Annotated in this window: 16 protein-coding genes; 7 read left to right on the top strand and 9 right to left on the bottom strand. The window is 58.7% G+C overall.

Going from position 1 to position 14,504, the window contains the following annotated elements; all coding sequences use genetic code 11:
• Positions 1-7 precede the first annotated feature (7 nt).
• From BLT08_RS22210 to BLT08_RS22195, 4 genes are all read left to right on the top strand, one after another.
• Entirely contained in the window at positions 8-595 is a 588-nt protein-coding gene (locus BLT08_RS22210; RefSeq protein WP_090312443.1) for an HD domain-containing protein, read from the top strand.
• A 39-nt stretch (positions 596-634) separates the two neighbouring features.
• Complete coding sequence (locus BLT08_RS22205) at positions 635-910, top strand: hypothetical protein (RefSeq protein WP_090312440.1); 276 nt, start codon at positions 635-637, stop codon at positions 908-910.
• Positions 911-1,457: 547 nt separating this feature from the next.
• Entirely contained in the window at positions 1,458-1,637 is a 180-nt protein-coding gene (locus BLT08_RS22200) for a hypothetical protein (protein WP_090312437.1), read from the top strand.
• A 57-nt stretch (positions 1,638-1,694) separates the two neighbouring features.
• On the top strand, positions 1,695-2,279 hold the full coding sequence (locus BLT08_RS22195) for a hypothetical protein (RefSeq protein ID WP_139171353.1): 585 nt from the start codon (positions 1,695-1,697) through the stop codon (positions 2,277-2,279).
• A gap of 123 nt (positions 2,280-2,402) precedes the next feature.
• On the opposite strand, the gene BLT08_RS22190 is transcribed toward BLT08_RS22195, so the two are convergent.
• Entirely contained in the window at positions 2,403-2,855 is a 453-nt protein-coding gene (locus tag BLT08_RS22190; RefSeq protein ID WP_090312433.1) for a hypothetical protein, read from the bottom strand.
• A gap of 72 nt (positions 2,856-2,927) precedes the next feature.
• On the opposite strand from BLT08_RS22190, the gene BLT08_RS22185 reads away from it, so the two are divergent.
• The 3 genes from BLT08_RS22185 to BLT08_RS22175 all read left to right on the top strand — a co-directional run bounded on the left by BLT08_RS22185 (position 2,928) and on the right by BLT08_RS22175 (position 5,153).
• On the top strand, positions 2,928-3,413 hold the full coding sequence (locus tag BLT08_RS22185; RefSeq protein ID WP_090312430.1) for a DUF7964 domain-containing protein: 486 nt from the start codon (positions 2,928-2,930) through the stop codon (positions 3,411-3,413).
• A gap of 262 nt (positions 3,414-3,675) precedes the next feature.
• Positions 3,676-4,068, top strand: coding sequence for a DUF7344 domain-containing protein (locus BLT08_RS22180; RefSeq protein WP_090312427.1), 393 nt, complete (start codon positions 3,676-3,678; stop codon positions 4,066-4,068).
• Positions 4,065-5,153: a tyrosine-type recombinase/integrase gene (locus BLT08_RS22175; RefSeq protein WP_090312425.1), complete on the top strand. Its 1,089-nt coding sequence runs from the start codon at positions 4,065-4,067 to the stop codon at positions 5,151-5,153. The genes BLT08_RS22180 and BLT08_RS22175 overlap by 4 nt, the downstream gene beginning before the upstream one ends.
• Before the next feature lie 809 nt (positions 5,154-5,962).
• Here BLT08_RS22175 and BLT08_RS22170 read toward each other — a convergent pair.
• From BLT08_RS22170 to BLT08_RS22135, 8 genes are all read right to left on the bottom strand, one after another.
• Positions 5,963-6,337, bottom strand: a complete 375-nt coding sequence (locus BLT08_RS22170) for a helix-hairpin-helix domain-containing protein (RefSeq protein ID WP_175529416.1) — start codon at positions 6,335-6,337, stop codon at positions 5,963-5,965.
• Between the two features lie 212 nt (positions 6,338-6,549).
• Entirely contained in the window at positions 6,550-8,994 is a 2,445-nt protein-coding gene (locus BLT08_RS22165; RefSeq protein ID WP_090312423.1) for a hypothetical protein, read from the bottom strand.
• Between the two features lie 5 nt (positions 8,995-8,999).
• A complete protein-coding gene (locus BLT08_RS22160) occupies positions 9,000-9,242 on the bottom strand; it encodes a hypothetical protein (RefSeq protein WP_090312420.1) in 243 nt (80 codons plus the stop codon).
• A 4-nt stretch (positions 9,243-9,246) separates the two neighbouring features.
• On the bottom strand, positions 9,247-11,223 hold the full coding sequence (locus tag BLT08_RS22155) for a hypothetical protein (RefSeq protein WP_245724316.1): 1,977 nt from the start codon (positions 11,221-11,223) through the stop codon (positions 9,247-9,249).
• A gap of 2 nt (positions 11,224-11,225) precedes the next feature.
• The gene (locus tag BLT08_RS22150) at positions 11,226-12,542 is read right to left on the bottom strand and encodes a hypothetical protein (RefSeq protein ID WP_245724315.1); all 1,317 of its coding nucleotides are present in this window, start codon (positions 12,540-12,542) and stop codon (positions 11,226-11,228) included.
• A gap of 51 nt (positions 12,543-12,593) precedes the next feature.
• On the bottom strand, positions 12,594-13,586 hold the full coding sequence (locus BLT08_RS22145; protein ID WP_090312418.1) for a hypothetical protein: 993 nt from the start codon (positions 13,584-13,586) through the stop codon (positions 12,594-12,596).
• A complete protein-coding gene (locus BLT08_RS22140; RefSeq protein ID WP_090312415.1) occupies positions 13,583-14,245 on the bottom strand; it encodes a hypothetical protein in 663 nt (220 codons plus the stop codon). Before BLT08_RS22140 ends, BLT08_RS22145 begins: the two co-directional genes overlap by 4 nt.
• Positions 14,242-14,478, bottom strand: coding sequence for a hypothetical protein (locus BLT08_RS22135; RefSeq protein ID WP_090312413.1), 237 nt, complete (start codon positions 14,476-14,478; stop codon positions 14,242-14,244). Before BLT08_RS22135 ends, BLT08_RS22140 begins: the two co-directional genes overlap by 4 nt.
• Positions 14,479-14,504 lie beyond the last annotated feature (26 nt).

Raw genomic sequence — 14,504 nt, 5'->3', positions numbered from 1 at the left:
TTTGCATATGGTAGAACTCTCATCGGAGGAAACCCTTCGACGACTCCCAACACTTGAACTAATTGACGACGAGCGAACCCGCGCGTTCACGATCAACCTCTCGAGTAAAGCACCGGAATATTTCTGGGAAGTGCCGGCGAGCACGTCGGGCTACCATCACCCGGCGTGCCAGGGCGATCGCGGCCTGTGGGCGCACACGCTCATGCTCTCGACGGTCGTCGACCGACTCGCCGACACGTACGTCGAACAGGAGTTAATCGAACCCGAGGAGGTGCCGCTTGCTCACGCCGCGGTCGTACTTCACGACCAGCGCAAGAACGGCGACCCGGAGAACCCCTCGAATAAATCGACATCAGACCACGAACTCCGAATGGCTCGCGTCATCCGCGAGTCCCCGCTCGACGATCGTGTCGCCGATGCCGTCGAGAGTCACATGGGCGCGTGGTATGCAGATACCCAACCCGAGACGCCGCTTGACCAGCTCGTACACACTGCCGATATGGTTGCGTCGACGGCGTCGATCACACCCGGTGTTCAGGGGCCGATTCCCGAGGAACTCGAGCACTGCGAACTCGAGGCAGTGGATCTGTTGTAGTCGATATAGCTAACTCTTGCGAGCCTCGAACACTCGAGTATGCCTGAAACCGAATCCAGAAGCGCACGCGTTCGCGGGCGATCGCCACCTGACCGACCCGAATGGGAGGTCTCGACAGTCTGCCGACGCGGGACGAACCACGACGGAACGGCGACCTGTCCTGTTACTGGCGCCGAGGTTGCGCTCGACGAATCACATTTCTACGTGACGCTGTGGAAAGAGACGGCGTCGCCGGTTCGACCTGCCGAATACGATCATTTCGTGGTTGCCGACGGCGCGTTCGGTGAGCTTGAACAGTGGCTTGTGAGTGAATAGCATACTTTGCCGATACCAAAAACGACGATTGTCGACACCCAAAACTACAAACGTCTATTTCTGTCGTTACGGGGCTGTAAGGTCCATATTACACTTTCACCACGGCCCCGATACTTTAAATACATTCGAGTGCATCCATCCTGATAGTCGCGCATGAACGACGGTCATCGAAAACGTCGTCGACGCCACCTCTCGAGAAGCGCCGCTATGAGCGCGAGGCGTCACAGAGAACGCGGGATCGGAGGTGAGCAGCCATGGGACGACGAAAGCCATCGAAAGCTAAGATCCGACGCGAAATGCGTCGTGCACAGCGCAAGGCCGAACGCGAACTGGAGCAGGAACTCCGAAAGGCCGAGCGCGAAGCGGAGCGTGAGTTGAAGCGCGCACTCCGCCGAGCACGACGCCGGAACCGGTAGCGACCGGTTCTCACCAGCGGTATCGTATTCTAACTGTTTTGCGGCTGCCATGGTAGTCTTCTATGTTCACACGAATATAGGTAGCGGCTGCAACCGCATGTTTATCCGAGAAGCCGCGGCCAACGTTCGTGATGCCCGATCGAACTCCACAGGAGGATCTGTTAATCGTCGAGGCGCTGGTCGAGTTCCAGTACCGAGAGCAAGAAGCGCGCCCCGAACGCGCAGACCGAGCGTGGCAGCTCGCCACGGCGATCGCCGCGAGCCACGGACTCGAGGTCGAGGATGCGCTTGCGCAGCGGGATGCGGTGTAGGATGTTTACCTTGGTCTGGTCCGGAACATTGAACGCCCTCGCGTTCGACGCCGACGTATGGTCGGACAACCAACAGAAGACTACCCACGAATCTACACGGCTGGTGCGATGCGCTGGCAGAGCCACGGGGATTCGTGGTGGCGGCGTAGCGTCGAGGAATCTCTTGCAGATATCACGTTCTACCACCCCGAAGACGCGTACTTTGACCACGGTGGCGACTATGTTCAGGGCGCTGTCTCGGAGGATATACAGGCGATTAATGCTGCGGACGGCGTCGTCGCATACTACTCGGAGACGCCACAGATCGGAACAACCGTTGAGACGCTTCACGCGCTCCACACGGATACGCCGACGCTCGTGCTGTTCGACGCCGATCTCATTAGCCCGCCGACGAACGAGAGGATCGACTACCCGGAACCGCTCGAGAGTGCGCTCTACCGGGGAACTGCTGACGATCACTGGTTCCTCATCAACTACATCAACGGTGACGACGAACACTCCGGCCAGCGGTTGATGCCTAGTTGGATCTCAGCATGGGAGGGAAAACCCCGAGGGTCAGTTTTCGGTGTCGAGACCACAGATGATATCCGCCAAGCGGTCGCGGATTGGGCGTCGGACGAGTTCGACGTCGAACTCGAGTAAGCGCGAACCGTACTATTGATTCTCGAGACGCTTGTCTTTGACCTCGAGTATCAGTCGGGCCCCGAGGCGTTTGCTAATGGCTCTGCGTAGATCCATCCGAGAAGTGAACTTGGACTCACCCGATTAGCAGTTCGGACACTCCAGACGATAACCCTCCGTAGTGCGTTTATCGCTGGTGGGCTTTTCCCATCCCCCGCATCGCCAGCATTCCGTGAGGAGATCCTCAGAAAAGTACTCGGAAAGGCTCTCCACACATTCCTCGAGTTGTAGCTTTTTGTAGTTATTTTTGAACCATTCTGTCGAATCTAATATTCGCTTATCACGCTCTTCTACTTCATCTCGCCACTCTCCCCACGCTTCAAGTACATCATCTTCGCTCTCACAATCCTCTAATTTCCCGACACACTCCTCGAGAACGCCTATCTGAAGATCGTACGATGCTAATTGCCGGACTGACCTCCACTCGGCCTTCAACATCGGGTCCTGGTTTGACTCGTCTTCAGCCTGTTGACTCCTGAGATCAGATATCTCGTCATTCCATTTCTTGATTAACGTTTTACGTTTCGAATCTTCCATACACCGTCATCTCATCATCTCCTATTAAATCTCAGGAAATTATAAGATCCATCGCTCGAACAATATGATCGCATGTCGAAGACGGTCTCGAAACTCCCTGACAGCCCACTCGACCTCGAGGAAGTAATCCGAATGGACGAAACCTACGAGTACTGCCTATTCTCTGATGCTAACGAGGTCGTCGCGATCCTCATACTCGGCAACGAGAAAGCACACGCACTTGGATACGACGAGGAAGCCGGCGGGTGGGTCGTGGTCCAAAGCGAACCGATCGAGTCACAGGCGGAAGGGCACGAACGAATCGAGGATGCAATCGACGACTGGGCCGTCTCGAACTACGGTGACGAACTCGCCAGCGGAGAGCTCGAGATGGTAACGCCCGGCCAGCGGAAGAAAAACCATCGGCCAAAAGCCGTCGAAGAAGGCTTTGAACTGGAGTACGACTGTCCTGAGTGCGATTTCTATAAGACCGGGCTGACGGCGGCGCCGCAGGAGTTCTTGAACCATCTCCGCAATGAGCACGACTACTCGAGCGAGGAAGCGCACGACGTACTGTAGTCGATCGGACCCCTCTATTTCGTGTAGGCACTCGTGAAGGCGTCAGACACTTGTTCCCGGTGGTTTCCTATCTAGGAGAAAGAGTGCCGAAAAGATATAGCGTTATTAGCTTTATGACACACTCCAAAATCCTTTATTCTCCTGATTTCTATACTCTCAAAGCCTGCAACTAGATTCTAATCTCAATCAGAAGCCACAGTACATTAGACCAATAGTGTGCGGTGCTATTTTGTAGGTCCACGCCCTCGGTGAAGCTGAGTCGATGACAAACAACGAATCCGGGGGTTTGGACGGGGAGAACGGCAACGAAAGCGGTGGTAGAGAGAAACTGTCTATCGATGATGCAACCTACATACTGAGCTCAAAACGCAGACGGTTGGCTATAGATGCACTTTCCCGAGACGCCCCTCTCACACTCAGAGAACTTGCGGACCAGGCCGCTGCGTTAGAATATGACACATCAGTCAGCGAGTTGACGGGGAAGGAGCGAAAGCGAGTCAAGGTTTCACACACGCAAACGCACCTGGGTGAGCTGGAGGATGCTGGGATAATGGGCGTGGGGGATAGGGGCCCGATAGAACGTGGCCCGGCATTCGAGAATGCCGTCGACATTCTACAGGAGTTACGCAATCGCTGCGAGGTCACTGAACCATGACTCGAGGCCACAACCCCGAGGGAATGACCCTCGAGACGGCAGTCGCTGAGTTCGTCGCCGAACGAGACGGTAACTACGCGTCGAACCTCGAGTACTGCCTCAAGAAATGGGTCGAGTGGTGCCAGAAACGCGACTGCAAAACGGTCAACGACGTCTCGACGCTGACCATGCGCAACTACGCCTCCTATCTGAAACGGCGTTCGGACGCCGAGGAGGGAATCGCCGCGACGACGGCCCGAACGTACTACAACTACGTCTCGGCACTCCTCTCGTGGGCGGTCGAAGTCGAGCAGCTCGCCGAGAATCCAGCCGAGAAACGCCGGGCGAAGAAACCGCTCCCGAAAGCGACGACGAACAGCGGCGACCAACAGTTCTGGTCGCCCGAGCAACGGCGGGCGATCACCGAGTACGTCGACGAACGCGCTCGCGAGGCGATCGCCGTCGACGGCACCGACGCATTCGAGGCAGTCCGCAACCGGGCGCTGGTCGCCATGCTGGCCTACTCCGGGGTTCGTGGCGCGGAAGTGCTGGCCGACGCGCGTGACGACCGGCGCAACGGCCTCCGGTGGGGCGACGTCGATCTCGAGAACGGCGTGATTACGGTCCTCGGGAAAAACCAGAAACGTGAACCGACGCCGATTCCCGACCAGGTAGTGACGCCACTGGAACGACTCGAGACGCTGTTGGGCTCGCCCGCCGACAACTGGCCGGTGTTCCCCTCGAGGCATCCGCCGTCGCTGTACGCGGCGATCGACGACACGGACCACGACAAACCCGACGGCAACTCTTGGGGTTACATCCTCGAGACTGGCATCGAACCGCCGTCAATAAGCACCTCGGGCACGCGAACGCTGTTGAAGCGACTCTCCGACGAGGCCGATGTCCCCGGGCTCGAGGACGACGACTACCTCACACTACACGGAGCCCGCCGCGGAGTCGGCGAAAAACTCTATCGTGAGCGTGGGGCCGTCGCAGCGCAGCGAACGTTGCGCCACGCCGACCCGAAAACAACCTCGCAAATGTACTCGCATATCGAAGCGAGTGAGATGGCTGAGGATAATACAGAAGTATTCGACGGAGAGTGAATATTAGAAAGTCATACATTAGCAATGTATAACATCTCAGACAGAGTAACGGGTTTTAATTACGTGTTCTACCCGTCAAGGATCCCGGTGCTGAAATGGCTGATAACAGTGCCCTCAGCCACTATCTAACCGGTAGCCTTTATTACACGCTGTACCCGTCGCAGTTTCACCGTTGCCTTTAAGTATAATCGGAACTTCGGTTCCACTACAGACGAGGTACGGGCCCAGTTAATAGCTGGTTCCCACTCCGTTCCAAAATCCGTTAGACACTTCTTTATTAAATAGGATCTTTGTGAAAAGATCCGCAGTCGGAGGGCTATTCTTGGTTGCGGTAAGTCAAATTAGGCCGAGTGAGCGCGCTACTTTAGACAGCCAGTAGGCTGCCTGAGCAGCTTGCCTAACGGCACTGAACACTCGCTCCCACCGCGGGGACGAGAGGACTTTCCGCGCCGTCTTCTTGAGGACCTTAATGGCCCCCTTGGTTCTCTCATACATTGTTCTTCTCGGATGTCGTTGCCCGCGGCTCTTCGACACGAACAGGGAGAGAACCGTAAGACGAGGTACGGGCCCTATGTTCGATCGCGGGGCTACATTCAACGGCCGATTCCGCTGAACGTTAATAGCCCATTGCCGGGGGGAGTACAAAACGATTTCGGGACCGCGGAATCTGGTCTAATACCATGATATCTGGCTTTACAGGGCTCGAAACGCCCAAAAACACTTTCGATAAGTACTTATGTGTTATCGAATATGCCGCTCAAGCACAGCTCCAATCGTCCCCAAGCGCTGTCTGTTCGGTCTCATGTGTATTACTCCCGAACCAACTCGAGCACAGCCCCGGCCGTCTGCTCACCGACACCCGAGACACCTTCTAACCGCTCCCGATCACTCGCTCGCAGTTCGTCCAGACTCTCGTACTCGCGGGCGATCGCCTCGGACGTCGCCGGCCCGACGCCGTTGACCTGCTCGACGACGACCCGCAGCTCGTCGTTCCGATCATCGAGGTGGAACTCGAGGCGACGTTCGAACTCCGATTCGTCGATCTCGCCCGCGGCGAACGCTTCTTTCGCGGCTTCGACTGGGGTCTGCTCGGTCGACAGGCGGTCGCGGGCTATTGTGTAGGCGACGACTCCGGTCATGACCAAGATCACTGCGAAGTCGTAGGTGCTGGGGTTCCGGTACATGGTACTCTTGCGTGTGCGTAGGCGCGGAATCGTCTTATTCAGATTCGGGCGGGTGCCCAAATCTAATATTAAAAAGATGAAAATTGATTGCTATACTGGTGTGCGCGTCATTAGTATATACGGGGTCGCTACCGCGGACGTCCAACATCCAACAACCGGCCAAAAATCGCATGACTGCGTGGGCTTCATAGCTGTTGGCTGTTGTCCAACAGTCAGAGTTCGCTCCATTGTATCCCGATTGCCTTTTCACCCATACTCGTGAGGCTGTACACTCCACTTTTCTTTTCGACGCATGCACCGAGGAGTTCACTGTCGGCCAGATACTCTGCGATTGTCCCCTCGGGAATGCCTGTGTGATGGGAGAGGCTTTTGCGGTTAGTAATCTCCCCCCGTTCGACCTCGGAAAGGCTGTGAAGAAGCTTCTGACGCCGTTCTGTAGAGTATTCGAGCCATTTCCGTAGCGTTTCTGGCGGTCTATACTCCTCTGTCATCCCGCCGTCGGTTTTGATCGGCACCGTCTGACCGTTCATCATTTCGGCCATCTCTCGCTCTTTCGCTTGTCCGAGTCGCTCGAGGCGCATTTCGCGACTTTCATTCGCGATACTGGTCCGTTGGAACGTCAGATCGTTCGGGACGTCGTAGGTCTGCCGTCGTTCGGCAAACCGTTTCACTGACTCGGCATCCAGCGTTTCGGGCCGTACGCAGTCCTCGAAATCGCTCTCGAGTAAGTACCACTCGTCTACGGCGGGCGGCTCGTCGCTTGAGCACGCTGTACCGTCGCTGTCGGCCCACCAGTCGTTTTCGTCGGCGTACTCTGCCGACCACCGGTCGTCCTCGTGCGAGCGGACACGGAATCCGTAGGCGAGCCCGTAGCGGCGTTCGAACGGCACGTCACCGTCACCGAGGCCACACGGTGCGCCACGCCACCAAATCGGCCAGAAAAAGTCCTCATCGACTTTTAGTGCGCCTTGTCCCTGTTCAAACCCTTTCAGTTGTTGGCATAGGTCGTAGGGGAAGTCCATCTCATCGTTCATCGTCTTGATGAGCCCGTTATCAAGCTTCAAGAACACCTTATACGGCATGTTCGACCGCACGGGTTTCGCGACGTCGTTCAGCTTCTGTGTACTCCCGAGCATCAAGATTCGCCTCGAGCCGCCCTGTGTGGCGATCTCGTACAGCGTCTGTCGGAGTGGCCGCACCTCGCTCGCGTAATCGACGATCGTCATCTTCGACGGCGCGATCTGTTTCAACTCGCGCACCTCGAGCGCGACGCGCGGTAGCGACTTGTCCTTGTCACGGACTCGGAGCAACAGCCGAAGCCACAGGTTCGTGATAATGTACTTGAGCGGTTCGTTCCGATCCTCGAGATAGTTACAGTTCAGCGTCGCCACCCGATCCTTCCGCTTGACAATCTCGGTCATATCGAGGTTCGTCTCGGCGTCCGAATCGGCGAGCAGTCCCTCGCCTGCGAGGTGGAGCACAGTCTGTGCGCACTCGCGCAGCACGTCGTCGGCGTCCATCTCGTAGCGAATCTCGGTCGCGCCGCCGTCGTCGTGAACCAGTTCCTCGCCGTCATCGAGGTCGTCGCTGGTCATCTCGTCGTCGGCGAGGTGGCGAATCGTGACCGTCGCTTCGACTTCCTCGGCGTATTTCTCGAGCCGGTCGACCAGTACGGCCACCTCGTCGCTTTTCGCTGTCTTCGCCTCAGAGAGTGCCTGCTCGACGCGGCTAATCGTATTCCGGTCGGCGCTGAACCCGCCGAGCTGGAGAATCAGCTTCCCCGTGAGGTCGTCGACGCCGATCGTGAACGGCTCGAAGTTACCGGGCAACTCCGAGGGAAGCCCGCTCATCGCCGGCACGTACACGTTCGTATCGTAGGCCGTCGGCTCCTGATTCAATTCCTCGAGGCCCTCTTGAATCGGTTGCTCGTCGTTCGGCGTGGCGATCATGTTCGTCTCGTCACGACCGTCGTCCCACAGACTGATCCACTTGTACTGGTGCTCTTCTTTCAGATTCGCACACAGCGAAACGTTCGTCGAGTCCTTGCCCTGTCGCGGTAGCGCGACGGTCAACACATGCTCGCAGGATTTGTGTTCGATGATCGGCCGGCGGTCGCCCGGCCCGATCGGTTCGTCGGCACCAACGCGAATCCGACCGACCGGCGTCACCTCGCCCGACGTGCTTGCTTTCCCCGGCGCGGGGTCAATCTTCGAGAATCGGACGGGCTCGTACCACGTCATGTCGTTGACGCCGTACACTAACTCGAGTTCAAGCGCGATATGGAACAGCGTCTCGAGTTCTTTCACCGCCGAATCGGGCGTCTCGCCCTGGTCTCGCAGCGCGATTTGCTCGCGAAACCGAGATTTGACCTGTGGCTCGAGGCCGTCGTAGTCCGGTCGAAGGACGGTCTCGATATCCTCGTGGTCGCGAACGATCCAGTGGGCGGCATGGAGTAGCGACTCGAGATCGTGGTCGGCGGCGTCGGCGAGTGCCTTCCGCGCCTGGTCGAGAATCTTCCGCAATCGGGCGTCCTGTTCAGCCCGCTCGGTGTGGCGTTGGCGGCGTCGATACTGTTGCTGGAGGTCGGTGATCGTGTCTTCGACCTGTTCAGCGTCGGTACTCTGGATATCTTTGACTGGTTGTTGTGAGTCGCTCATTCGTATCAATCACCACGGATTCGGCGGGCGGCTTCCCACTTCAACTGTGGGATAATACCTGATTCGTAGCCGAAGACAACCGTCAGCGGGAGCAAGAGCAGCATCCACCCGGTAATGCCGCCCTCGAGATACGCGATAATCGGGAGTGCGGTCGCCGCGGCTCCGAATAGCACCGCGAGAAGTGCTACATCGTTGATTGACCATCGTTCGTCTACCGGTCCGGTTTCTGTCTCTGTATCGTGTGCCATTGTGTTAGTTACTTCGAGCAACCGCCGCCGGGTCGGCCCCGTCGAACAGTGCGGCGGCTTGTGGCGTCGGAACGAATCCCTGCAATCCGTCGCGTGGATCCACGTCGGGGAGTTTGTACACTGCCTCGCCCTTCCGGTCGGTAAATCGGTCGGAGAACTGCGAATGCCGTTCACTAACGTCAGGTAAGCGGCGTTTCTCCGCGGGGAAGACGAGCGTGATTACCTGGACATCGCCGTTTGCATCCCGGAACTCGACATCGCGTTCGTCGAGAATATGGGCGTCCTCGACGAGCCATTCGTACTCCTCGCAGACGAGTTCGGGGTCGTGACCGAGTTTCCGTTCGATTCGCGAGCTGGTCGGTTGTTCGATCACTGACCACGCGAGTTCGGCTTTCGGGATAATGTCGTCGTCGGCGGTCTCGACGGTCTCTTTCAATTCCTTGAGGATCAACGGCCGAAGGACGTTCTCACGGTGGCCCTTGAGGTTCGGCTTCATTTGCTCGAGACACCGGGCATAATGCTGGAGGTCCGAGGGCGCGACACACTCGTCGGAGACGTGCTGGTGCATCGTTCGCGCCGTTTTGCGGACGAACTCTTCGCGGTCGTAGGATGCGTATCGGCGACCGGCGATAAAGCCCATGTAGACCGTCACGTCGGCGGTCTCGACGGTCTTGAACTGGCCGGCACAGTCGAGCCAGTAGTCGCTACTCGAGTCCGCACGGTAGCGTTTCAGCCGGCGCTGCCGGCGGCGTTTGACGACCCAGTACCAGAACAGCCCGACAATAGTACTCGTCGTAATGAACAGCGCGTACACGACGGGATGGGTCCACAGTCCGACAGCGAACAACTGGAGGACGAACGTCACGATCGCCGGAACGCCGAACTTGACGACGGCGTCGCCGGTTCGAAACCCACTCTGTAAGTCGAGCCACAGGTGTTTCATCTCCTCCATGAACCGCACGCGCCACGGGATCTGGCGCTCTCGAGAATCGGCTTCGGCGTCCGTGTCGGGGACGTCGAACTCAGGCTCGTTCATGACCTCGTACAACTCGTCGGAGAGGTCAATCGCCGCCGTATACCCCTGTTGAATCTGGTCGCGAACGGCTTTCGCGTCGGCTTCGAGGCCGTCATCGTCGGGCGCCGTCGCCGCTTCGATCTCGTCGCGAACGTCGTCAATTTGCTGTTGTATCTGTTCGCACTCGTCGATCAAGATTTGGGCCTCGTCGACGGCGTCTCGAGAGCCGCCGTCCATGAGGTCGTACAGCGACGCCATGTCGTCGTCGGACTCGAGGACGGCCCACGGATTGATTTCGCCGTCGAGCGCGTCTCCGAGCAACTCGTCAATCCGATCGGTGTTTGCGTTGTACTCCTTGATGAGTGCCTGTTCCTCGTCAATCAACTCCTCGATACGGCCCGTGTCCTCGTCATCGGCGAACATGTCGTGGCCGATATCGAAGTCTTCGGCGTGGTCGTCAGCTTCCCAAAAGTCGACCGTATCGTCGTCGTGTTCGCCCTCGAGCGCGCTATCGATTCGGCCGGCGATATCCTCGAAGGCGTCGCCCGTCGAAGCAATGATTCGCGTACAGCCGTCGGTCGTCTGAATTTCTTCGCGAAGGTGGTTGACCGTGTTGACCGACCAGCCGGTCACATCGGCCGCGAGCCCGGCGTTTCGGCCGCGGCGGAAGAACACCCACCGCCGGGTGAGATACAGCGCGAGCACCGGCACCAGCCACACGCTCGTCAGGATCTGGAGCACCGGCCCGACGACCGGCGCGGACGAACCGGACGTGTCGATCGACGAGTTCACGATCAACCACAGGCCGGTCGTAATCAGCCCGAACAGGCCGAAGACGAACAGGATCGCCAGCCGTTTCGGAGCCTTTCGAGGGTCGCCGAAGACACGACTCGAGACTCGCGTCAGTAGCGACGGCGAGTCGTTTGTTTCGGGGTCGGCACGATCAAGCAGTGAAAGCGAGGGCACAATCAGTCACCTCCAGTGGCGGCACCGCTGTAGTCAGTTCGACGGTTCGGACGGGCAGCGTTCGACGACGTCTCGGCATCCTCGAAATCCCGCTGGCCGCGGAGTCGAGCGTTCAACTCCGAGACTGTCCGTCGGGCGTCACGAACCTCGTTTCCGCGGTTGTACTCTTTCTCGGCGACCAGCAACGCACTCTCGATGTTCGACAGGGCCGTCGTCGGCGCGAGTCGTCCCTCGAGAATCAGCGGTCCTAGCCACGTCTGCGAGCGGAGCTGGTCGAGCGTGAGCGGGTCGACGTCTTTCAGGTCGTCGACGCCGTGGTGGGCGTAGACCACGTTGCCGTTCTCGTCGTAGTTGATTCGCCCCTCTTCGGTCAGCGAGATCACGCCCTTGCACGCGACTTCGATCATATCGTCGACCGTCTCGACGCCGAGTTCACGCCAGTACCGGGCGGCATTCGGACCGACCTCGCTTACGTCCTCGAGTGAGTGTTTCGCCGCCGCGTTTCGGCGTTCCTCGTAGTCCTGGCGAACAGCCTCGCGCATGAGTTCGGCGCGACTCTCTGCCATCTGCTGGAGCCGAAGAATCCAGCCGTGTTTGCGCTCGAAGTAGATCGCGAGCCCGGCGATGATGGCGATCGCGACGACCCACGTCACGAAGTTCCGAGCGGCCATCATGAGCAACGTCAGAAACATCATGACGTGTTCGCTGAACATGTGATCGAACAGGTCAGCACGTTCCTCTTTGTGCTCGACGTACGCCTGTGCGCCTTCGGGCGTCGTTTCGAACCCTTCGCCGCCGGCTTGTTCGGTCACGTAATCAATGAGACCGCCGTACTCAGCGTACTCGGCGGCCTCGAGCGAGACATCGGTATCGTGAGCGTAGAGGTCGATCTGGTGTTCCGAGCCGTCGGCGAAGAACAGTTCGGCCGTGTAGAGCGAGGCGTTCTCGCCGGCCGCATCCTCGTCGTACTCGACACGAACGACCGAGCCGTCGCCAAGAACGGTCGCGTCAGCGCCGGATTGGCCGACACGGACCGATTGGACGGGTTCGGAAAGGCTGAACGTGGCGTACGGGCCGGACGTGTTGTATGCCTCGTCTGAGCTTTCGGTTTCAATACTCAGATACTCCTTTTCGGGATTGTCGGGCGTCACGCGCAGCATTTCGGCCTGTGTCGGTGCGTCCGAATCCTCGGGAGTGGTGTCGGTCGTGTTCTCGTCGCTCGAGTTGTCCTGTATCGTCGGCTGTGGCGCGTCAGCGGCCGCGGCCGTCGCGAGCGCACCTACGGCGCTCGTGACGAGCAACAGCGCGATACACAGCATGGCGAGCCGAGTTGTGACTCGGCGTGAATTGGCGTTGGTCATGAATAGTCGTTAGTCGCTTTGAGCCGCAGCGGTGCCACGGTCGTCCTCTCGTTCGTCCTGTCGGTACGGCGTCGCGGGCCGGTCGGGCTCGAGGACGTCTTTGGCCTCTCGAAGCCGGCGCATCCCGGCGTCTTCCTCGTTCGTGAGGATGTTTTCGATTTCGGTCAGTTTCTCGCTGAGGATCCCGTTCTGGACTTTCTCGCCCCGGAGTTCTTCCTCGAGTTCGCGCTTTTCGTTTTCTAAGTCCTGTATCTCCGAGCGGGATTTGCGATCCGACGGCACGATCTCGTAGTCCGCAGCTCGGTTCGGGTTGTCGACCGTTCGTTTAGCCTTCGCCCGAATCGTGACTTCCCCCGTTCGTTCGTCCCATACCGCGGACTCGTCGTCGGGAACCTCGTACAACACGAGGTCGTCGGGCAGCCGGTGATCGGCGTCCCGAAGCTCCGGGTCGTCGCCGACGAGTAACGGTCGCCAGAACAGCCCGAACGCCTGGTGGCCTTTGAGTTCGGCGACGAGTTTCGTTCCGTCAGCGGTCTCGCGAACTTGACTGCGGTCGAAATTGACCGTCTGCCGGCGGTTCCCCTCGCCTTTCTCGAGCATGATCTGTAGCTCACCGGCCTTGGCGTTCTGTTTGGCCTTGAACCAGACACCGCCCGCAACGCAGACCAACCCGAAGAGGCCGTACTCGACGTATTCAGTGTAGGCGGCTTCGCTTGGCGAGCCGGTTGAAGCGACTTGGTAGACGGCGATCGCGAGATAGCACAGCAACACGATGATTGAGGCGAGGAACGCCTTTGTCATCGGCGTCTGCCTCGAGACACGGCGTCTGAACCCGATGCGTCGGTGGCGTTCCGCGCCGTCCATCGAGAGACGGTCTTCGGTGCTCTCGGTATTGTGTTCGTCGTCGCCGAGTGACGTTGTTTTCAGGGCGATGAAATAGAGCACGAGCAAGACGAGCAGGAACGCGCCGCCACCGAGGACGGCCGACATCCAGTCGATCACGACGAATCACCGTCTTCATCGTCGGCCATCACGGCCTCGATTGTGTCCTCCATGCGTTGTTTGTCCTCGGGCGACGGTCCGTCGTCGAACGACGTCGTCACGCCGTCGCTGTCGGTCGTCTCACCCGGTCCGGTGAGTGCCTTGACTGCTCGTGCGTTCAGTTCATAGCCTTCCTGTAGGAACTCCGTGTACGAGCCCTGGCACTCCTCGAGCACGTCGAGAATAACGTGACAGTCCTGTTCGATCGCCACGTCGGTCAGTTTCTCGAGCACCTGTTCGTCACTCTCCGCACGCCGGAGAATCCGTTCGATCGTTTTCGTCACGGAGTAACGTTTGACCATCGGGCAGACGACGCCGTAGTGCGGACAGCCCTCGCAGTCATCGGGGAAAGCCGCTTCCGGGTCTTCGACGCCGCGGTGGTCGCGCATCTTCTTGTCACGTTTCAGTTCGCGCAGTTCGGATTTGACCGCGCTGCCGATACTCCCGTCGTGGAGCGTCGACGATGTCCGAAGGAACGTGTCGATCTCCTCGAATAGCTCCGGGTCGTCGTCGCGGATGTACTCGTATTTGTTCGATAGCTTCCGCCGGAGTTCCGAAAGCTCCGTACGTTGCTGTTCGGTCGCCTGTTGGCCGTCCGTGGGTGGGGTGTGAGTGCTCATAGTGTGGTCTCGAGAACGTCGAACTCCTCTGGTGGCGTTATCTCGAGTGGGAACGCCGGGAGTCGGTCGGTCGGGAACACTACCACGACGCCAGAGTCACAGAACGCCACGTACTCCCGCGCATTCCGCAGCGGGTTCTGTGGCGCTCTCGAGAACTTGACGCCGAAATAGAGTTGAATCGATTTGTTGTTCGTCGTCACGCTGCCGGTCGTGTGGTTTCGAAAGCTGGTCATGTCATGATTCGGAGTGGATTTATAAA

The organism is Natronorubrum texcoconense, assembly GCF_900100335.1.
In the GTDB taxonomy this organism is placed as follows: Archaea; Halobacteriota; Halobacteria; order Halobacteriales; family Natrialbaceae; genus Natronorubrum; species Natronorubrum texcoconense.
Note: the sequence above shows the minus strand (reverse complement) of the source record. Positions and strands in the feature narration are given on the sequence as shown.

Coding starts and splice junctions, on each gene's coding strand:
- BLT08_RS22210 (WP_090312443.1), top strand. CDS start 8: ATGGTAGAACTCTCATCGGAGGAAACCCTTCGACGACTCCCAACACTT.
- BLT08_RS22205 (WP_090312440.1), top strand. CDS start 635: ATGCCTGAAACCGAATCCAGAAGCGCACGCGTTCGCGGGCGATCGCCA.
- BLT08_RS22200 (WP_090312437.1), top strand. CDS start 1,458: ATGCCCGATCGAACTCCACAGGAGGATCTGTTAATCGTCGAGGCGCTG.
- BLT08_RS22195 (WP_139171353.1), top strand. CDS start 1,695: ATGGTCGGACAACCAACAGAAGACTACCCACGAATCTACACGGCTGGT.
- BLT08_RS22190 (WP_090312433.1), bottom strand. CDS start 2,855: ATGGAAGATTCGAAACGTAAAACGTTAATCAAGAAATGGAATGACGAG.
- BLT08_RS22185 (WP_090312430.1), top strand. CDS start 2,928: ATGTCGAAGACGGTCTCGAAACTCCCTGACAGCCCACTCGACCTCGAG.
- BLT08_RS22180 (WP_090312427.1), top strand. CDS start 3,676: ATGACAAACAACGAATCCGGGGGTTTGGACGGGGAGAACGGCAACGAA.
- BLT08_RS22175 (WP_090312425.1), top strand. CDS start 4,065: ATGACTCGAGGCCACAACCCCGAGGGAATGACCCTCGAGACGGCAGTC.
- BLT08_RS22170 (WP_175529416.1), bottom strand. CDS start 6,337: ATGTACCGGAACCCCAGCACCTACGACTTCGCAGTGATCTTGGTCATG.
- BLT08_RS22165 (WP_090312423.1), bottom strand. CDS start 8,994: ATGAGCGACTCACAACAACCAGTCAAAGATATCCAGAGTACCGACGCT.
- BLT08_RS22160 (WP_090312420.1), bottom strand. CDS start 9,242: ATGGCACACGATACAGAGACAGAAACCGGACCGGTAGACGAACGATGG.
- BLT08_RS22150 (WP_245724315.1), bottom strand. CDS start 12,542: ATGCTGTGTATCGCGCTGTTGCTCGTCACGAGCGCCGTAGGTGCGCTC.
- BLT08_RS22140 (WP_090312415.1), bottom strand. CDS start 14,245: ATGAGCACTCACACCCCACCCACGGACGGCCAACAGGCGACCGAACAG.
- BLT08_RS22135 (WP_090312413.1), bottom strand. CDS start 14,478: ATGACCAGCTTTCGAAACCACACGACCGGCAGCGTGACGACGAACAAC.